At 35.0% G+C, this 20,088-nt stretch carries 22 protein-coding genes, 1 riboswitch and 1 other annotated feature; of the genes, 7 read left to right on the top strand and 15 right to left on the bottom strand.

Features of this window, described 5'->3' with window-relative positions; translation table 11 throughout:
- Positions 1–46: 46 nt before the first annotated feature.
- Entirely contained in the window at positions 47–2,089 is a 2,043-nt protein-coding gene (locus tag AC2CGR_RS02635) for a transglycosylase domain-containing protein (RefSeq protein WP_087964702.1), read from the bottom strand.
- 312 nt (positions 2,090–2,401) lie between these two features.
- On the opposite strand from AC2CGR_RS02635, the gene AC2CGR_RS02630 reads away from it, so the two are divergent.
- The 3 genes from AC2CGR_RS02630 (at position 2,402) to AC2CGR_RS02620 (ending at position 4,950) form a co-directional block, all read left to right on the top strand.
- Positions 2,402–3,022 carry a DUF47 domain-containing protein gene (locus AC2CGR_RS02630; RefSeq protein WP_000231448.1) on the top strand — a complete coding sequence of 207 codons (621 nt, stop codon included), beginning with the start codon at positions 2,402–2,404 and terminating at the stop codon, positions 3,020–3,022.
- Between the two features lie 11 nt (positions 3,023–3,033).
- The gene (locus tag AC2CGR_RS02625; protein WP_087964701.1) at positions 3,034–4,032 is read left to right on the top strand and encodes an inorganic phosphate transporter; all 999 of its coding nucleotides are present in this window, start codon (positions 3,034–3,036) and stop codon (positions 4,030–4,032) included.
- A gap of 117 nt (positions 4,033–4,149) precedes the next feature.
- Positions 4,150–4,950 (top strand): sulfite exporter TauE/SafE family protein, encoded by an 801-nt coding sequence (locus AC2CGR_RS02620; protein ID WP_000455757.1) that lies wholly within the window; start codon positions 4,150–4,152, stop codon positions 4,948–4,950.
- Positions 4,951–5,244: 294 nt separating this feature from the next.
- Here the strand turns inward: AC2CGR_RS02620 and AC2CGR_RS02615 are convergent, their stop codons facing one another.
- A complete protein-coding gene (locus AC2CGR_RS02615) occupies positions 5,245–5,472 on the bottom strand; it encodes a hypothetical protein (RefSeq protein WP_000882907.1) in 228 nt (75 codons plus the stop codon).
- 165 nt (positions 5,473–5,637) lie between these two features.
- Between AC2CGR_RS02615 and AC2CGR_RS02610 the strand changes: the two genes are divergently transcribed.
- Complete coding sequence (locus AC2CGR_RS02610; protein WP_087964700.1) at positions 5,638–6,150, top strand: Crp/Fnr family transcriptional regulator; 513 nt, start codon at positions 5,638–5,640, stop codon at positions 6,148–6,150.
- Between the two features lie 29 nt (positions 6,151–6,179).
- On the opposite strand, the gene hmpA is transcribed toward AC2CGR_RS02610, so the two are convergent.
- The 3 genes from hmpA to AC2CGR_RS02595 form a co-directional block, all read right to left on the bottom strand.
- Positions 6,180–7,388 (bottom strand): NO-inducible flavohemoprotein, encoded by a 1,209-nt coding sequence (hmpA, locus tag AC2CGR_RS02605; protein ID WP_484480485.1) that lies wholly within the window; start codon positions 7,386–7,388, stop codon positions 6,180–6,182.
- Positions 7,389–7,544: 156 nt separating this feature from the next.
- On the bottom strand, positions 7,545–8,066 hold the full coding sequence (locus tag AC2CGR_RS02600) for a hypothetical protein (protein ID WP_484480484.1): 522 nt from the start codon (positions 8,064–8,066) through the stop codon (positions 7,545–7,547).
- Between the two features lie 114 nt (positions 8,067–8,180).
- Positions 8,181–9,278 carry a site-2 protease family protein gene (locus AC2CGR_RS02595; RefSeq protein WP_087964697.1) on the bottom strand — a complete coding sequence of 366 codons (1,098 nt, stop codon included), beginning with the start codon at positions 9,276–9,278 and terminating at the stop codon, positions 8,181–8,183.
- Positions 9,279–9,429: 151 nt separating this feature from the next.
- Between AC2CGR_RS02595 and AC2CGR_RS02590 the strand changes: the two genes are divergently transcribed.
- Complete coding sequence (locus tag AC2CGR_RS02590; protein WP_484480483.1) at positions 9,430–9,627, top strand: hypothetical protein; 198 nt, start codon at positions 9,430–9,432, stop codon at positions 9,625–9,627.
- An 84-nt stretch (positions 9,628–9,711) separates the two neighbouring features.
- Here AC2CGR_RS02590 and AC2CGR_RS02585 read toward each other — a convergent pair whose 3' ends face one another.
- Positions 9,712–10,563, bottom strand: coding sequence for a YhfM domain-containing protein (locus AC2CGR_RS02585; RefSeq protein ID WP_029440652.1), 852 nt, complete (start codon positions 10,561–10,563; stop codon positions 9,712–9,714).
- Between the two features lie 108 nt (positions 10,564–10,671).
- Here AC2CGR_RS02585 and AC2CGR_RS02580 point away from each other — a divergent pair, with 108 nt between their 5' ends.
- Positions 10,672–11,448, top strand: a complete 777-nt coding sequence (locus AC2CGR_RS02580; RefSeq protein WP_087964696.1) for a class I SAM-dependent methyltransferase — start codon at positions 10,672–10,674, stop codon at positions 11,446–11,448.
- Between the two features lie 39 nt (positions 11,449–11,487).
- On the opposite strand, the gene AC2CGR_RS02575 is transcribed toward AC2CGR_RS02580, so the two are convergent.
- Positions 11,488–11,697: a hypothetical protein gene (locus AC2CGR_RS02575; protein ID WP_000880630.1), complete on the bottom strand. Its 210-nt coding sequence runs from the start codon at positions 11,695–11,697 to the stop codon at positions 11,488–11,490.
- Between the two features lie 266 nt (positions 11,698–11,963).
- Positions 11,964–12,222, top strand: a binding site (T-box leader).
- Between the two features lie 56 nt (positions 12,223–12,278).
- Here AC2CGR_RS02575 and brnQ3 point away from each other — a divergent pair.
- Positions 12,279–13,634, top strand: coding sequence for a branched-chain amino acid transport system II carrier protein BrnQ3 (gene brnQ3, locus AC2CGR_RS02570; protein WP_087964695.1), 1,356 nt, complete (start codon positions 12,279–12,281; stop codon positions 13,632–13,634).
- A gap of 24 nt (positions 13,635–13,658) precedes the next feature.
- Here brnQ3 and AC2CGR_RS02565 read toward each other — a convergent pair whose 3' ends face one another.
- The 8 genes from AC2CGR_RS02565 to AC2CGR_RS02530 all read right to left on the bottom strand — a co-directional run bounded on the left by AC2CGR_RS02565 (position 13,659) and on the right by AC2CGR_RS02530 (position 20,037).
- Entirely contained in the window at positions 13,659–13,997 is a 339-nt protein-coding gene (locus tag AC2CGR_RS02565) for a DUF3992 domain-containing protein (RefSeq protein WP_412678144.1), read from the bottom strand.
- Positions 13,998–14,052: 55 nt separating this feature from the next.
- Complete coding sequence (locus tag AC2CGR_RS02560) at positions 14,053–14,685, bottom strand: response regulator (protein ID WP_000598703.1); 633 nt, start codon at positions 14,683–14,685, stop codon at positions 14,053–14,055.
- Positions 14,682–15,737, bottom strand: coding sequence for a sensor histidine kinase (locus tag AC2CGR_RS02555; protein WP_000744330.1), 1,056 nt, complete (start codon positions 15,735–15,737; stop codon positions 14,682–14,684). The genes AC2CGR_RS02560 and AC2CGR_RS02555 overlap by 4 nt, the downstream gene beginning before the upstream one ends.
- Entirely contained in the window at positions 15,737–16,477 is a 741-nt protein-coding gene (liaF, locus tag AC2CGR_RS02550) for a cell wall-active antibiotics response protein LiaF (RefSeq protein ID WP_000716094.1), read from the bottom strand. Before liaF ends, AC2CGR_RS02555 begins: the two co-directional genes overlap by 1 nt.
- A 106-nt stretch (positions 16,478–16,583) precedes the next feature.
- A complete protein-coding gene (locus tag AC2CGR_RS02545) occupies positions 16,584–17,246 on the bottom strand; it encodes a PspA/IM30 family protein (protein WP_087964692.1) in 663 nt (220 codons plus the stop codon).
- Positions 17,247–17,296: 50 nt separating this feature from the next.
- Positions 17,297–17,653, bottom strand: a complete 357-nt coding sequence (locus tag AC2CGR_RS02540) for a lmo0954 family membrane protein (RefSeq protein WP_000808632.1) — start codon at positions 17,651–17,653, stop codon at positions 17,297–17,299.
- A gap of 228 nt (positions 17,654–17,881) precedes the next feature.
- A complete protein-coding gene (locus AC2CGR_RS02535) occupies positions 17,882–19,198 on the bottom strand; it encodes a Na+/H+ antiporter NhaC family protein (protein WP_087964691.1) in 1,317 nt (438 codons plus the stop codon).
- Between the two features lie 94 nt (positions 19,199–19,292).
- Positions 19,293–19,398: riboswitch (SAM riboswitch) on the bottom strand.
- 120 nt (positions 19,399–19,518) lie between these two features.
- On the bottom strand, positions 19,519–20,037 hold the full coding sequence (locus AC2CGR_RS02530; protein ID WP_087964690.1) for a ribonuclease FAU-1 family protein: 519 nt from the start codon (positions 20,035–20,037) through the stop codon (positions 19,519–19,521).
- Positions 20,038–20,088: the final 51 nt, after the last annotated feature.

The following is a 20,088-nucleotide window of genomic DNA, read 5'->3' as shown; positions in this document are numbered from 1 at the left end:
TTTTCATACAAAAAAAGAGGCGAATTTTTTTATTCGCCCCTTTCTTTTACCAAAATGAAGGAATCCATTCTTTCACTTTATCAAACCACTCTTGTTGCTCTTGTTTTCGTTGTTGTTCCTCTTCTTTCCTTCTCTTCTCTTCTTCTTTTCTTCGTTTTTCCTCTTCTATTGTAGTCAATTGTTTTTTATAATCAGCCTCAGATATGAGCGATAACTGGAATGCTTTTTGAGCTGGATTTGCGTTTGCTTTTTTCATAATATCCCGGAACATTGTCGTCGTAATTTGACTACCACCCGGAACATAATGATCGCTATCTGTTTTATCATATCCTACCCAAATCGCACCTACCAAATCTGGTGTGTATCCAACAAACCATGAATCCTTTGCACCGGTGCTCGGGCCATTTACAATTTGAGTAGTTCCTGTCTTACCAGCCGTATCAACATTATTAACTTTCGCCTTTTCGCCCGTTCCCTTTTCGACAACACCTTTTAATAAATATGTCATCTTTTGAGAAACTTTCTCGCTCGTCACTCGTGTCTCTTTCTTATACCACTTTCCAAGCGTTTCACCTTCAGCATTTTGTACCTCCCTAATTGCATGAGCTTCCACTTGGACTCCATCATTTGCAAATGTACTGTATGCTTGAGCCATTACAAATGGAGATGTCCCCACATGCATACCGCCTAAAGCAATCGGATACGTACGATCTTCTGGCACTAATGGGATACCAAATCGCTCTAAAGATTTCAATCCTTTATCTAATCCAATTTGTTCTAATAGCCACACAGCTGAAACATTGTACGACTTTGCCACAGCTTCATACATTGTCACATCACCGTGAAAAGTATGATCGCTATTTTGTGGTTTATATTCTTTAATGTTAAATGGTTCATCTTTTAATATATCGTATACTTCATATCCTTGTTCTAACGCTGGTACATATACAGCCAAAGGCTTTAGCGTTGAGCCAGGTTGTCTTTTTAATTGGGTTGCATGGTTAAACTGTAAAAACTGATACGGCCCTCTGCCTCCAACTAGAGCTGGTACACCACCTGTTTTGGGGTTCATAAGAACTACACCCGTTTGCATAAGTTGGTCTGAGCCACTATCTTTGAAATAACTATCATTATTTACAACGTCTTCTACAGCCTGTTGTTTTTTCGGATCAAGCTCTGTATAAATACGATAACCACCCGCTAAAATTTCATTTTGTGTTAATTCGTACTTGTCCATCGCCTCTCTAACAATATAGTCTACATATTGAGAGTATTTTCCCTTGTATTTATCATCAACGCCACGTTTTAACACAAGTCCGCTCTCTTTTTCTTTATTATACTGTTCGTCAGAAATATACCCTTGCTCTTTCATTAAACTTAATACGACATTACGTCTTTCAATTGACTTGTTAAAGTTTTTATAAGGTGAATACGCAGATGGTGCTTTAATCAAGCCCGCAATCGTTGCAGCTTCTGAAATTGTTAAATCTTTTACATCTTTATCAAAATAAGATTTAGCTGCCCTTTTTATACCCCAAGCACCTTCACCAAAATAAATTTGGTTCATATACATTTCAATGATTTCATCTTTCGTATACGTGCGCTCTATTTTTTTCGTTAAAAAATATTCCTTTATTTTTCGGGAGTATGTGCGGTCTTGTGTCAGAAATACATTTTTCGCAAGTTGTTGTGTTATTGTACTTCCCCCTGCTACAACTTCTCCTGCTGTAATATTTTTAAAAACTGCACTTATAATTCCACTATAGTAAATACCATGATGGTTAAAAAACTCCTTATCTTCTACTGCAACAATTGCCTGAACCATAATATCAGGAATATCTTTCTTTTTTACGCCTTCTGTTTTAGAAGAAGCTAATTTAGTCGCAACTTCATTATTCGCATCATAAATTAAGGTCGGTTGCGGAACAGCTTGCTTTAATTCAGATATGTCTTGGATGGAAATTATAATATTTATAGCAATAAATAGAGTAGCGAGCAAACTTCCTAATATAATTAATGAATTACGAAGCTTCTTTCTCTTGTTGAACCACTCCTGCATTTTTTTTAAGTGAGTGTTCTTCAATTTCATTCGTTCACTTCCTTCGTTTGTTTACACTCTTCTTTTCAAAAGGAAGAATATACCTCCTTTTAAATTTATTATAATAACGTAGTCTTTCCTGTAGTGTAAAGCTTTTCTTTCACATTCATACTTTTTGCAAGAAAAGGACATTCTACAAGTAAGATATTCAATATTGATTATTAATATTATTAATACAACAATGAGAGTTATGTTAAGTTTTTGTAAACTTTTCGATAAAATGTTTTAAAAAACGACAGTTTTTTGTTAGAATTGACTAGCCAATATATTTTACATATATTACTTTTGTGGGGGTAACTAATAATGGTCTTTAAATCAAAAAAAGATAAATTTTCTGAAATGTTAATGAATGTTTCCGAGAATTTAAAAGAAGGCGCGCAGTTTTTCGTGGAGTATAAAATTAAAAATGCTAGCGATTTAAAAGAGTTTTCTATGCGCATGAAAGAGTATGAGTCAAAAGGTGACTCATTTATTCACGAAATCATTATGGAGCTAAACAAAGCGTTTATTACTCCTATTGAACGTGAGGACATCCTACAGCTTGCAATGAGTATGGATGATGTATTAGACGGATTAGATCATAGTGCTGGTCTATTCGAAATGTATTCTATTACAGAAGCTGATGAATACATGATTAAATTCGTAGAAGCAATTAATCAATGTGCGATTGAAATTGCAAACTCTGTTGAATTAATGTCTAACAAAAAATTAGTCGACATTCGTACAAATGCGATTAAGATTAAGGATTATGAATCACAATGTGATGATATTCGCCGTCATGCGATTAAGCACTTATTCTCTCGTGAAAAAGATCCAATTAAGATTATTCAATACAAAGAGATTTACGAAGAGCTTGAAGAAGTAGCGGATAGCTGCCAAAGCGTTGCAAACGTATTAGAAACAATTATTATGAAGAACGCGTAAGGAGTTTGATCATGGATACACTCTTGATACTGACCGTTTTAGTAGTCATTTGCGCTTTAGCTTTTGACTTTATTAATGGATTTCACGATACAGCAAACGCTATTGCAACGGCTGTTTCAACGAAAGCTCTAAAGCCTAGACATGCAATTGTTATGGCAGCTATTATGAACTTTTTAGGTGCGATGACATTTACAGGTGTAGCAAAAACGATTACGAAAGATATCGTTGATCCATTCGCTTTACCAAATGGTTCTCTTGTTATTTTAGCAGCTTTACTTGCGGCAATAGCATGGAATTTAATTACTTGGTACTACGGTATTCCAAGTAGTTCTTCGCATGCAATCATTGGCTCGATCGCAGGTGCAGCTATCGCTGCTGCTGGTTTTAGTTCATTAAACTTTAAAGGTTTTATAAAAATTCTTGAGGCTTTAATCATTTCACCGATTATCGCTTTTGTTATCGGGTATATCGTATACAGTATTTTTAAAGTCGTCTTTAAAAACTTCAATTTAACGAAGACAAACAAAAATTTCCGTTTATTCCAGATTTTCACTGCTGCATTACAAGCTTACACACACGGTACGAATGATGCGCAAAAAGCAATGGGAATTATTACGATGGCTCTTATGGCCAATAATTATCATACTTCTAGCGACATCCCGTTCTGGGTACAATTATCTTGTGCGATTGCAATGGGTCTTGGTACTTCTGTCGGTGGATGGAAAATTATTAAAACTGTCGGTGGACAAATTATGAAAATTCGTCCTGTAAATGGTGTAGCTGCCGATTTATCATCATCTCTTGTTATTTTCGGGGCAACATTCATTCACTTACCAGTTAGTACGACGCACGTTATCTCTTCTTCTATTTTAGGGGTTGGTGCTTCTCATCGTGTAAAAGGTGTAAAATGGGGAACTGCAAAACGCATGTTAATTACATGGGTTATCACACTTCCTATTTCAGCTTCTTTAGCTGCTTTATTTTACTCTTTACTACACTTAATCTTTTAATTAAAAGTCGTCTTCCTTATTTTTCTAGGAAGACGACTTTTTTGTGAACAAACCTTTTTCTCCTTAAAAAGCGTGTATAATAATTGGTGGATAAGTTATATAGAGGAGTTGGAAATTTTGGAATACATCATGTTACTTTTCATCGGGCTAATCGCCGGGACAGTCGGGAGTCTAGTCGGTCTTGGTGGCGGAATTATTATCGTTCCGTTATTAATTGGATTACACAGCCTATCACCACAACTCGCAGTAGGAACCTCAATGGTAACAGTCGTTTTTACAGGACTATCTTCCACCCTTACTTATATGAAGCATAAACGAGTAGATTACAAAAGTGGACTTATTTTATTTATCGGGAGTGGCCCTGGTGGTATCATCGGCTCGTGGGCAAATAAATTTTTAAACCAAGATACATTTTCTTTATATTTTGGGATTTTCCTTATTTTTGTCTCCATTCTTCTTATGTTACGAGACAAATTAAAACCTCTTTCTTTATCAAATATGACTGTAATTAAGCGTTCTTTTACAGATAACGAAGGAAACACTGTGCACTATCAATTCCCACCGCTTCTCGCTATCTTTATCGCTTTTATAGTTGGTTTTATATCTGGGTTATTTGGAATTGGTGGCGGTGCCTTACTTGTTCCAGCAATGATGCTACTTTTTGCATTCCCAGCACATATTGCTGTAGCAACTTCGATGTTTATCGTATTTCTATCAGCAATTGTAAGTTCTGCAACTCACATCTCCCTTGGAAATGTCAGCTGGATTTACGCATTAATTCTTATTCCTGGTGCATGGATCGGGGGAAAAATCGGGGCTTATATCAATACGAAATTAAGTGGTAAAGCCGTAATTAATTTATTACGTATCACATTAATTATTCTTGGGACTAGATTAATCATTACTTCTTTTTTATAACGCGTTCTTTTTAGAATGCGTTTTTTCTTATACGCATGAATATAAAAATCCTCCTAAGAGAACGAATAAAATTAAACAAACACATAATAACATGTAATTGGAAATATGTACTTTCTTCAAGTTGACCACTCCTATAACTGCGACTGTTATCTTTATGATAGCGAAAAAATAATTTACTTGCAGTTACAAAGTGCTAACAATGCAAAATCATTTATTACAAATTTTATCCTTATATTTCATTTCTTTGTATATTCTATCGTTTTAATAAAAAAAGATGTCATATTGACATCTTTTTTAGTGAAGAAGTGACCATCCCATAAAGTCTTCATGTACTTGGCACGCCCTCTTATCGTTTCGATCATATAATTCAGCATAACTATCTGTTTCTTCATCATAAGCCATCGTATAAATAATTTGGCCGTCTACTTCAACGGATAACACGACTCCACCTTTCATCTCTTCTACATGAATGATGGCATTCGCCGGAATTCTCATATCCGTCATTTTTATCGCATCTAACAATATACTAAACCCCCTACAGCGTATTCATTGCTAGTACTATTACACACTAAATAGTATACTACTGTAATAGCATATATTTCGTCAATGAAATTGCTGTTTAAATAGCATATTGTCTTTATACATATACACGAAAAGAAATAGAAATGTTTAAATGGGGGGCTAACATTGATTCTACACAAAGGAGATATACTATTCCGTCAAGGTGAGGACGGTCCTTTATATTTTATAAAAACAGGTTTATTAAAAGTAGTAAGAATAGAAGAAGATGGAACACCATTTCTATTCAACATTATCGTTCCAGGAGAAACGATACCTCACCATTCTTTAATTTCACCGAAGGAATATCACGGTACAGCAATTGCTTTAACGAAAACAGAAGTTGAACCTATAATTAGTAATGAATGGTACGATCAACTCCAGGCAAATCCTGCATCCTATGCAAATATCGCTATGCAATTACAATCAAAATTAAGAATGATGCAACAGCGTATCGATCAATTGACAACCGTTTCTCCGAAAGAACGTCTTCATCGTTTACAAGAATGGTTCACACTCTATTTAGGTGATATTCCTATATATGAAATATTAACGCAAACTGAAATTGGTCAACTGATTGGTATACGCCGCGAAACAGTAAATCGACTATTACGAGAACAAATAAAAAACGAGGTAAAATAATACCTCGTTTTTTACTTATTCAGTGCAATCTATTGTAAGCTTGCTGCTGGACCAAAAAATTCATAATGAATATGCTCTTGTTTCACACCTAAATCAGTTAGTGCAGCATTTATATGCTTCATAAATGGTACTGGACCACAGAAATAAAATTCTGCTTCCGTTTTCGGCATAATCGTTTGCAACCATTCAGCTCCAATGAAACCTTCTTTATCAAAGTTCTTCATTTCCAGATCTTTTTCAGTCGGTGCCGAATAGCAAGTGTATGTTTTAACTTGTTCGTATTCATTATCCACTGCCTTAACGTGTTCTTTCATTGCATGTGTATGACTATTTATCGCTGCATGAACAAAACATACATTACGTTTTGAATCTTGTTCAATTAACGTATTTAGCATACTCATCATTGGTGTAATACCTACTCCACCACTAATTAGGACAACTGGTAAAGTTGAATCCATATTTAATACGAAATCTCCTGCTGGGGCACTTACTGGTAACATATCGCCTTCTTTTATATAATCATGTAAGTAATTAGATACTTTACCGTCTGGTGTATCTACACCTTTTTCTTTCTTGACACTAATACGATAATATTCTTTTCCAAGAGCATCTGATAAGCTATATTGACGATTATGTGTATATGTTTCACCTTCGATATTTATTTGAACCGTTACATATTGTCCTGGGATGAATGAAGAAACTTTTTCTCCATCTTCGGGTTTCAAATAAAATGACGTAATAACATCACTTTCCTTCACTTTTTTTACAACTACAAAGTTACGGAAATCTTTCCATCCACCTTCTTTATGTGCTGCTTCTTCATACATCTCTGCTTCAATGCTAATGAATGCATCAGCAATGACACCATAAGCTTCTCCCCATGCGTTTAAAACTTCATCAGGTGCACCTGCGACCTCTTTAATTGCACGTAGTAAACATGTACCTACAATCGGGTAATGCTCTGCTTTAATACCTAAACTTCTATGCTTATGACCAATTTGTTTTACAACTGGAATAATAGCTTCTAAATTATCAATGTACGTTGCAGCTGCATAAACAGCATTCGCTAACGCTTGTTGTTGTCTTCCCTTTTTCTGATTTGTATGGTTGAAAATATTCAATAACTCCGGATGTTCTGAAAATAAAATTTCATAAAATCTCGTTGTAATTTCAACGCCTTTTTCCTGTAATAATGGTACTGTTGACTTTACGATTTCAATTGTTTTTTCACTTAACACTGTATCCCACTCCTCTATTTCCTTAACTGTTTTTAGTTTAACTGAATTGTATAATACAGATTGTGATTTTAATCACTATTAACACGATGTTTTTGTGAAAAATATATGAACATTGCACTTACAAAAGAAAATAAGCCAACTAGAATGCTAGCTCGCTTATTTTTTAGACTGTATCGCTTGTTCAATTACCCTTATATCTTTCCCATCTCCAAATTCTGTATACCCCCAGATGTTCGCTTCACCTCTATACTTATTTACGATAATATCTAAGTCATGGTATACACGGTGTGCATACACTACATACTCAATATTTTGGAGCTCCACACCTTTTTTTACAATTTCATAGCTTCTATTTACATCACGTTTTATTTTTTCATTCTTTATGTCTGTATGTATATTTTTTAATGATGATTCTTGTTGTTGAAACCATTGTTTAAATTGGCTCCAGTCCCCTTCTGTATAATTCTCTGCTTTACCATAATTTAAGAAATTATTATAACTTTCATGTGTCATACGAATAAAATCTAGTACTTTTGTCTCTTCTTGCACATCTTCTATTTGAGTTATTGTATTTACCTCAGCAGGTTTATTGGCATAATGTAACAGCACTTTCATAAGACTATAGCTCGCAATGATCATCACGATAATAATGCCTAATACATTTAACAATTTCTTCATATACAGAACTCCTTCTCTACTAAAAATATTACAACGTATGACTATACTTGTATCATTCTCTCGTAGAAATATAATTCCTGTATAAATTCTTCCTATCATTTCGACAATATTTTTCTATACATTTCTCGTTGGCAAATGTTCTTGTAAAACAATATATCCTTCATAAGCTGTATAACCAAGTATAGCCATTAATCCGATATAACAAGCAAATACTGTCCATTTCGTTTTCGTATCCACTTTATAATAGTTTTCCTGTTGTCTCTTTTCTGCATCCCATTTCTGTAATTTTCTTTCTGACATTTCAAATGCTTCTCGTATATGAATGGTATGTGTTTCTTTTTCATCTTCATATGGGACGTAATCCAGTGGCTCAAACTTTGGTAACAGATACTCTAACACTTCAATCTTTTGAAGTTCTCCTGTTTTTAATTCTTTCTCTCTTTCCTTTTGCCTTAATACATTTATTTCATGTTGCATCATATATATATTTCGATGCACTGCACCAGTTTCTTTTAACTCTTCTTCAAGACTTGCAACATATTCTTTCATTCCATCAATTCTATATCCTAATTCCTTAATTGGCTCATCTCTCTTTATTACTCTATACAATTCCATACAGCCGATAATAAAAATAAATCCGCCCAAAATACTTTTAAAATAAATTGAATAGCCAAGTAGTAAAACAAGCCCCGCTACCCAAATTTTCGTACTTACAACTGAAATAATTCGTCCCCCATCTAACGGAGAAACCGGAATTAAATTAAAGAAATTAATCATACTTCCGAGTAAAATAATGAGCGCCCAAAACGGCTCCTTCGTTATCATATAAAGTGGAATAGCCGGTAAAAATGAAAGTAATCCGAAAAGAGGGCCCATATAGGCAATATATGCTTCATCTTTTGCATTTTTTGGCATCTCTTTCATCCCAATAAGAGCGCCCATAAATGGAATAAATATTGCTGGCGATGTCGGTATACCTTTTCTTTTCGCAGCCCATAAATGGCCCATTTCATGAATAAACAACAAATAAATGAGCGCTACCCCAAATTTCCAACCATATATAACTGCGTACGCACCAAGTGATAGAAACATACTAAATACCGTTGAAAACTTTGCTAATTTAAAAATCGCAAATACCCACTTTAACTTAGAAAGTAAAAATACCCCTATTGCAACAATAATTCCCCATAATCCTTTTTTATTATTTTTCATATTCCTCTCCTTTATCTCTCATTAATGGATTATATACATTCATCAAAGCTTGTTCTTTTCTCTATTATGACATATTTTTTTCTATTGTTAGAAATAATGTTTATATAATCCATTTTTAGCCAAAAATATAAATAAAAGGAGGTGTACGCAATTGAATTTACAATCTCTCATAATAGGCGCTCTATCGTTTTTAGCTTCAACTCTTATTTTTTATACTGTTAGTTACGTATTATTATTAGATTTGTTGCCCAATCACGTATTTATTGCCCTTATCATCCTTTCCGCTCTTATGATTTCTTTTCTTATTACACGAAAATCAATGAATAAGCCATCTGCAAAAGCAAAGTAATAGAGAGGGGGGCCCCTCTCTATTATCATTTCCTAGGAAAGTTCATATAGAATTAACGAGTTTATATTCATCCCACGTTTCACTTTATCTTTGTAAATTCATTTTTTCACCATACTCTTTAACAATTTGAATAATATTTTGAAAAACACCTATTTTTTCTTGTTTACTATTTAATATTTTCAAATCATAATTTTCATAATATGTTTCTAATGACTTTAATTGTGATTCTGAAGCACCTTGTATCGGAACAGTAGCATGCAATTCATACTGTTTATATCCTTCCTTTACCTTTTCTCCTAAGATTTTTTCACTCTCTTTTGCTCCAATTAATTTTTGAACTTTTTCTGGAAAAACGACCTGCAAATAGTATTCTTGTTCCTTCTCTAACTTGTTGTATAATGACTGTGAAATCGTATACCGTACCGTATAATTCACTTTTTGATCGCCTGCTTTAATATGGAACGCGGTAATCTGCAAATCTTTTTTTGTTACTTCCGTTAAAGGACCTACCTGTATTTCATCTTCTTTTTGTTCTGATACATTTGGAAATATAGCCAAAAGCTTTTCTGTATCTTTTTTATTCAGCATATACATAGCTTTCTTATGTTGTATCCATCCTCGTCTGTCTTCTCCTCTTAGCCATGCATAATATGTTTCTTTTTTCCCATCTCTACTAATTTGTATTTCATATTCAGGTTCACCGAAGCTGCCTGTTATTTCTTGTTTCTCAGCTCTATCCATAATATCTATTACTACCTTAGCTTCTGATTCCTGTAACTTTTTCTCTTTATGTTTTTTTTGTATAACGGTTACCCCTATTGTTTCTTTCACTTCATTCACCGTCTCTTCCACTTTTTTTGTTTCTTTTTTTTGCTCAAATTGACTACAAGATGCTAGTAACATAGCAAATAACAGCAATACATATTTCCTTTTCAACTTAATCCTCCTTTTACAATAAGAAATCCTTATAATCTTCATATAAAAAACAAAAACGTGACACACTATAAAATACGCTATACTAAGCAATGAAAGGAGGTCTTTTTCATGTCCATTAATTTTCACGATGCAAATAATAAATACACATATGCACAGCGAAATGCCCATACTTCTTGGGGAGAAATGATAAAAAGTATTACAACTATACAAAACAAGCAAATAATTGATATCGGCTGTGGTGGCGGGATTTATACGAAAGAACTTGCTCTTATGGGAGCAAAAAGTGTTGTTGGTCTTGATTTTTCAAAAGAAATATTACAAGCTGCAAAAGAAAATTGTAGCAGTTTTCCAAACATTTCTTTCATTCACGGTGATGCACATAGCGTCCCTTATCCTAATGAGACATTCGACATTGTTATTTCGCGCGCAGTTATTCATCATTTACAAGACATTCCTACATTTCTATGTGAAGCTTCTCGCATATTAAAGAAAAACGGTGTACTTATTATACAAGACCGAACGATTGAAGATTGTACACTCCCTGGAAGCCCCGAACACATTCGTGGATATTTTTTCTCTACCTTTCCAAAACTTATTGAAATAGAATCAAAAAGACGACCAAAAACCACCACGATACAACGAGAATTACAAAAACATTTCCTTCACGTGTTCCCGGCTCAAACGCAATGGGAAGTACGAAAAATACATGATTCTGTAGAAGCATTATTGCAAGATTTATCACCTCGAACAGGTCGATCCATTCTATACGAATTAACAGATTATGAACTTTCTCAACTTTTACAACAGGTCCAAACTGCATTACAAAACACCTCTCCTATTATTGAAAGAGATCGGTGGACCATTTGGAGCGCCATGAAATTGTAAGGAAGGAAGCCTCACAAAATAATGTGAGGCTCCCTTCTTTCATAATCTAATTTTGCAACACTCTTGATAGCCTCCACTTCTGGCCTGTGCACTTCCACACTTCGGACATACTAAATATCTAGACTGATTTGTCAACAAACTACCTTTTTGAAAGAGTAAAACTTCTGCTTGTTTAAATGAACGCGAATAATATAACCACATAAAACCAATTATAGCAATAATGCCAAATAATACTCCCATCGCAAGCATTTCAGTCACCTCTTTTGGTTTGTTCTTTCCAGCAAGTGGATTGTTGTATTATTCTCTGTAAATTCAAACAATCCCTTCTTTACTCTTATAAATATCAACTTTCTCTATAAATTTTACAATTCTCCGCAAATTTTCACTTCCGTTTTACAATTCAATTTACATCAACCATTCATTTTAAAACAAATAACATTTCCGCATATGTTTTATTTAAAAATATATTGACTTTCTAAAAAAAAAATGTAACAATACTTTCAGAATACTTGAATAAAAATTCATTGACGAGAACGAGTACGTTATAGGACTGTCCCCCAGAGAGTTGGCGATTTGCTGAAAGCCAACGTTCAGTGCGTAGCCGAAAATCATCTCCGAGAAGTAGAACCGAATGCTGTAGTAAGTTCTTACCGGCTGTCCCCCGTTACAAGGAACACGTATCATGTTGTACGTTGCAGAGCCGTATACATATAGAATTATTTCTACATGTATAAATTAGGGTGGTATCGCGGGTAAATATAACTCGTCCCTTTCTTTAGGGACGAGTTTTTTGTGTTCTTACAAATGAATTTAAAAAAGGAGGAAAAACAATGAACACTGTATCAAAAAAACATATTTTTTTCACGGGTCTTATGCTATTTTCTTTATTTTTTGGGGCAGGTAATTTAATTTTCCCTCCCATGCTTGGACAAAATGCAGGTGAAAACTTTTGGCCGGCAATGATTGGATTTTTACTAACAGGAGTCGGTTTACCACTACTAACTGTGATCGCAATTTCTTTATCAGGAAATGGTATGCAGCAACTAGCAAGTCATGTTCATCCATTATTCGGAATATTCTTTACGGTAGTCGTATACATTGCCATTGGTCCTTCTATGGGAATTCCACGCGTTGCAAATGTCGCTTATGAAATGGGTGTTAGTTCTTTCTTACCAGAAACGATTCGCTCTAGCAGCCTAGCACTATTTGTATATACAATCATTTTCTTTGCTATCGTATATTGGCTGAGTTTGAATCCATCTAAACTTGTCGATCGAATTGGAAATATATTAACACCTATTTTATTACTCTCTATTTTCTTATTATTTGTTAAAAGTGTATTTACACCACTTGGACAATCAGGACCAGCGATGCAAGAGTATCAAACTTCTCCGATTTTCAAAGGCTTTATGGAAGGATACTTAACGATGGATACCATTTCAGCACTTGCATTTGGAATTATCGTTGTAAATGCGATTCGCTCTAAAGGTGTGAAAGATCGTAAATCCATTGCCATCGCAACAGCCAAAGCTGGACTTATTGCCGCTACTGGCCTCGTACTTGTATATGGTGCGCTTGGCTGGCTCGGTGCAACTAGCGTCTCGCTCGGATATGCAAAGAATGGTGGACAATTACTTACTGTGATCGTACAACAATTATTCGGTCCATATGGGCTGCTTTTATTATCTCTTATCGTTACACTCGCTTGCTTAACAACATGTGTTGGACTTGTATCTGCATGTAGTCAATATTTCTCAACATTATTGACTAAATTTTCATACAAAACGTTCGCAAGTATCATTTGTGTATTGGGATTATTAGTTGCCAACTTAGGTTTAACAAAAATCATTTCCATCTCTGTTCCAATTCTACTTGTTGTATATCCAGTTGCGATTGTACTTGTTCTACTATCGTTACTTCATAAATATTTTGGTGGATATCGCTCTGTTTATGTAGGTGCTTTAATTGGAGCTGCAATCGTAAGCGTATTTGATGGATTAAAACAAGGTAGTATTTCAGTTTCATATATCACACCATATTTTGAATTTATCCCTTTATATAATGAAGGAATTGGCTGGCTAATACCAGCATTAGCCGGAGCTCTTATCGGCCTTGCAATCGCTAAGCTAAGTGGCGCGCAAAAAGTTCCCTTACTAACCGAATCTCGTGAAGTAAAAGCATCCTAAAAAAACTCCCGAAAGGGAGTTTTTTTACTTTTGATAAGCGGTATGATTAAAACTGCTTATTTTATACACTTTCGTATAATAATCAATATTTGTATCCACTGTTTCTACTTTGACAACATCATAGCACTTTTCTTGCTTTACTAAAAATAAATAGTACTCTTCTGTCGCCTCAACAATTGCAATTTTATCTGTTTCAACATTATATTGTTCACAAAGCGCTTGTAATGCGTTCACATAATCCCCTAATTTTTTAGACTTATCCATGCCAAATATAGTTTGAACTAACATATACATTCTCCCCTTTGTATGTACTGTTAACAACTCAATGATAACGCTTACATTTATTGTCGTCAATAAAAAGATTTGGTACAAACTAATAACCAGTGGGGACCACCCCACTGGTTAAAGTTTCACTTTATCATTTCGTCAATTGATGTCTAAACGCATAAATAACCGCCTGTGTTCGGTCACTTACATTTAGCTTATTTAATATATTACTCACATGTGTCTTTACTGTTTTGAGGGCAATGAACAACTCATCTGCAATCTCTTGATTACTTTTCCCCTCTGCAATTAATAACAAAATTTCAGACTCTCTTTCTGTTAACTCCTCATGCAAAGGTTGTTCTTTCTTCTGACGCATACGAGACATCATTTTACCAGTAACTTTTGGCTCTAATACCGTTTCTCCATCATAAGTAGCTCGTACAGCGTCTGCTATATCACTCGCTCTTGATGTTTTTAATAAATAACTCGTCGCTCCGGCCTCAATAACAGGGTATAATTTCTCATCATCTAAAAAGCTCGTTACCACTACAATTTTCGCTTCTGGCCATTCCTGAATAATAGCTCGTGTTGCTTCAACACCATCCATCTCGTCCATGACAAGGTCCATCAAAATAATATCCGGTCTTAATTGCAGTGCTAACTCTGCACCTTTTCTTCCGTTTTCAGCTTCTCCAACTACTTCAATATCTGGTTGCGTTGATAAATATGCTGATACACCCATTCGAACCATTTCATGATCATCCACTAGTAATACTTTTATCATGATTCTCCCCCTCTCTCAATCATAATCGGTACTTTTACTTCTATTTGTGTACCTTTATTTGGAAAACTAAGTACTTTTAATGTACCACCAATTTCATGAACTCGCTCTTGCATGGATCTTAAACCATATGAACCAGCTTTATTAACTCCAACTTCAAATCCAACGCCATCATCAATAATTTTTAGAATTGCATATTGATCAATTTTTCGAAGACGCACTTCCGTTTTCTTTGCCTTTGCATGCCGTAAAGTATTAGACAGCGCCTCTTGTACTATGCGGAATAAATGATCTTCTACGCCTTTTTTCAATTCTATTGGCTCAATTAACCATTCAATTTTCATATGTTGCTTTCTAGACAGTTCGGTTAATAACTCTTCTATACCCTCTGTTAGTTTCTTACCTTCTAACTGCACTGGGCGTAAATGAAGAAGCAATGCTCTCATTTCTGATTGTGCATTTACAACCATATTTTCAACGAGCTGTAACTGCTTTTTCGTCGTTTCTGGAAATTCAGCTACTTGTTCATTAATAGCCGACATCATCATCGACATTGCAAAAAGCTGCTGACTTACAGAATCATGCAGCTCCCTCGCCAATCGATGCCTTTCTTGGGAAATCGCTTCTTGTCTCATCTCTTCATTCCAATGAGCTCGTTCATTCGTTACTTTTTGAAAGAGTCCAGCTTGCTCCTCTAATCGACGAGCCAGAACAATTACTTTTCGTTCCACTTCATGAAATTCATCATCTGCAGTAAACGAAACATCACTCGGAAAGTTCCCTCGCTCTACTTCAAATAGAAACGTATTCAATCCTTGTATCCGCTGCTCTATATAGTAACCGATTGCATATCCTACAATTCCCCCGATCAGTAAACTTGTAGTCATAATAAACAAGCCAATTGGAACAGAAGCGATGGATTCCTTCCATAATAAATCATATACTTGTTGCTCGCTTTTCCATACATATACAATTGTACAAATGAGTGCGATACTAACTGAGGACAACATAGAATAACGAATGTACATCCACGAAATATTTTTTTGTTTCTTCATTATACTTTCCTCACTTCCGTATCGCCTACGACAAGCGAAGAAATAATTTTAATACGACGCGGAGCCTCTTTATACTGCTCTGTTCTAAATGTAACATTGCGGTTAAACCCTGTCTCCTCATGACCTGGCAAGAGCACACGTCCGACAATAACAGAATGGTTTAAAGACAGTTCAATATCATATGGCACATATAAACGAATATTACCAACGACACCTCGAATAACAATTACCGTTTCTCCTTCTGGAATCATAGCAGTTGTTAAATCTATTTCCACATCACAAGCACCATATTGAACATTAATATCCTCAAGTTCATAAATATGATCCATCATTCGTACATTGCCTACAAACATATTTTTCAAATATGGTTCTGTACGATATATTTGCTTCTCTTCATCTATAATCCCTTTTTCTTTAATTTCAACCTTCATTGCCTTTTGCTGATGCCCTTGTTGAATCAATTGATAACCAATTAAAGCTAAACAAGCAAATACGACAAGAACAAATGCTGCTGATGAAAATAAGAAGAATAAAAATACGATACCACCAACAAATAAAAATACATTTCCCCGTACATAACGATTCTTTTTACGATAATGCCTTCCAAACATAAGCATAATAAATGCAAAAATGAGACCACCTGGTTCAAAATGTCCAAGTATCATATCAAGAAAAAGACCGAATCCAAATATGATGAGGAGCATCCCCATTAATTGTGTTTTTGAAAAATGCTTCTTCATTTCAGCTCCCCCCTTCTTGTCACATATACATAGAAGAAAAGGCATTGCTTTCCAACACCTTTTCTCCTATCACTATATCATAAGCCTGTTTTATAATATACTACTATTATTTTGTTAACTCTTTCGTTAACGATACATCATTCTTTTCTTTCATTTCACGCTCAAGCTTTGCAATCTTCATATCAAATGTGTCACGTTCATGCTCCTCGTTCATACGAGTTTCTAAGTCGCGAATATGATCTTCAATTTCTTCAAAGCGTAAGAATGGATTATTTTCATCCATTTTATGCATCGCAGTATTCATACGACGATTTGCATGTGCCATATTTTCACGTGCCATTAATTCCATACGTTTTGCGTGCATTTCTTTTAATTTATTTTTCATTTCAGAAAGACGACGCTCTAGCTCATCAATTTGTTCTACAACACCTGCATACATTTCTTCTAATCGAGTTACTTGCCCTTCATAATAAGCTACTTCTTCTAATGCACGCTCATGTAGTTGTAATTCGCCTGCTTCTTGAGCGATGATCGCTTGCTTTGATCTTTTATTCACGAAATAACGAGCTTGCTCAAGCTCACGAGCAAAGTTAGATTTTAATGTTTTATGACGCTGAATTAACTTCTCAATTTTTGTTATTTCACGCTCACTATCGCGTAAATATTGGTTTAACATAGCAATTGGGTTTTTTCTTTCTTTCTCATCTAACACACTATGAAAATCTGCTAAAATTGCATCGCGTACACGTCCGAATAAAGATTGTTTCATTATAATCTTCCTCTCTTCTACTTTATAAATTTGATTTGATTTATTTTATATTAGTTTTTCATTAACTTGTTCCACTCATCTTCAAAGTTGCTATATGGTTTAGAACTTTCTGGAGCAGAATCAACAACTACATCTTTTTCTTTTTTCCACTCACGGTATCCGTAGTATAAAACTACTAATGCTGCAATACCGATTAATGCTGGGGAATGAGAAAGGGCGATGGACAAGCCGATTAAACCAACAATACCCCAAGCTAACTTTCCAAAAAATGATTGTGCTCGCACAAATGATTTATAGCTCCAGTACACAACTCCTGCTCCAATTGCGAATCCTATAATACCAGCAAGACTGCCAAGAGCAATTAAAGCTAAAATACCAGCCGCGATAAACGCTAGAAATTGTTTCATCTTGTGCTTGCCTCCCTTCGATTTGATACTCTTATCTTAACTATTTTTTCTTTTTTCCATAACGAGCTTAAGAACCGTTTTTAACTCAGACTTAAGACCGAGTTGCATTCAGCCTTTTGTAAAAACATACGGTAGCATTGAATCATTCACTCTTTTACCGCACATAAAAAGCCGTACAGAGAACATTCTCTGTACGGCTTTCGTTGCTTTTCATACACTTCATTTTCATTATGCTGTTTTATGATATTCTTTCTTTTCCGCTACTTTAGAAAACCTCGGAAAACCAATTAATATAGAAATGATTCCACATACTCCAACTAAGATCGGATAAAACGCATATGGTAACAGTTCAATTGGAGATAACGCCGCAAATCCTGCTGCTGTTAACATTTGCGCACCATACGGAATTAATCCTTGCACACAGCATGAGAAAAGATCTAATACACTCGCTGATTTTCGAGGATCAATTTCATATTGATCTGCAATGTTTTTCGCAAGCGGACCTGTAAATATAATAGAAATTGTATTATTCGCTGTACACATATTCGTCATACCTACTAAACCAGCGATACCGAACTCCGCTCCTTTTTTTGAACGAATGTTACGCGTTAAAATATTCATTAAATATTGAATGCCACCATTATATTGAATCAATTCGACCATACCACCAATTAAAATAGCAAGTAATACTAACTCCATCATACCGCCCATTCCAGTCGTTACACTTTTAAAGAAACTCTCTAACGTATAACTTCCATCTAAAAGACCGATAATCCCAGATAGTACAGTTCCACCAGTTAACACGATAAGTACATTCCAACCAAGTAACGCTGTAATAAGTACTCCTGCATACGGTAAAATCTTTATCCAGTCAAAGCTATGCGCTTTAATCTGCGTATCGCTCCCTAAAGTAATGATTACTAATAGGACAATTGTAATAATTGCTGCTGGTAATACAATTAAAAAGTTCGTTTTAAACTTATCTTTCATTTCTGTTCCTTGTGAACGTACAGCTGCGATTGTTGTATCTGAAATAAATGATAAGTTATCGCCAAACATCGCTCCGCCAACAACAGTAGCCATCGTAAGTGCAATTGAGATATCAGTTTGCCCACTAATACCTACAGCAATTGGTGCTAATGCAGCAATTGTTCCCATTGAAGTTCCCATCGCTAATGAAATAAATGCTCCTATAACGAAAATGCCAGCTACGATAAATCCTTGTGGTAAAATGGATAACGCTAAGTTAACTGTAGAATCAACGCCACCCATCCCTTTTGCTGTTTCAGAAAACGCTCCTGCCAGTACAAAAATCAGAACCATAATCATAATATCTGGGTTCCCTGCACCTTTAGCAAATCGTTCCACTTTTACATGAAAACTTTCTTTACGATTCATCGCTAAAGCGACTCCTACAGCAATTGAAATTGCTACAAGTATCGGCAATTTATAGAAATCACCTGTAATAATTCCAGAACCAATAAATAGCCCCAAAAATATCCCAAGTGGTAATAATGCCAAACCATTTCCTCTCGTTTCTTTCAAAGTACCATCTCTCCCTAGTTTCAACCTTTTTCTAATGAATAACAAAAGACCTCTTCCAACAAGAAGAGGTCTTATACATCTATAAGAAACGCTCTTCTCATCTTTCAAGCATATGCTTGCTGGATTTGGCACAGCACTCTGAAATCGAGTCCGCTGCCGAGGCATCGTAGGGCCAGTCCCTCCGCCTCTCTTTATAAGAAGGTTTCATATTTATTTTTTAATAATAATTTCTTCCCTAACTTTACTCGCTTACAAAACAAAAGTCAATTATTTTTTGTATAGATTTTTTTGGTAATTATACAAAAATTTGAATACAATAATCATTTCAACTTTTTGATTTCTTCTTCCAATATTGAAATCCAATAAAATTCACTATTTTTTATTGCAGCTATGATCCATTTCGTAGTGTACCATGCTAACTCATACTCTTCTTTTGTAACATCGCTACTTTTATAAGCATCCTCTAGCTCATCTTCGTCCAATACATACATTTTACCATTCGGTAATAACACTACATCTAAATATAAATCATCAAAATATGGTAAACCACGGTCGTCTATTCCATATTCTTTCGCCACATCGATATAATACTGCACTAATTTTTTCTGATCATCTAACATAGCAGTAATCGCAAAGTTTTTCCCGTTTATGAAATATTGAATCCACGTATACTGATTCCCTGCAATACAAAGTTCTTCACCATCATATTCTTTACAATTAGGTTCTCTCACTTTTTTTATTTCCAGTATTCCTAGCATTCCCTCTTCTATTTGCTTAACCGTATAATCTTTCTCTATTAGTCGCTTCCACGAAGAACCGTCACCATATTTACGTTTCATTACTTCCGCTCCCCTTCTATATAGAAAAGCTCCCACATATTATGTGAGAGC

It is taken from the genome of Bacillus sp. LSHTCR4, assembly GCF_057197025.1.
This window is presented reverse-complemented; position numbering and strand designations above follow the sequence as displayed.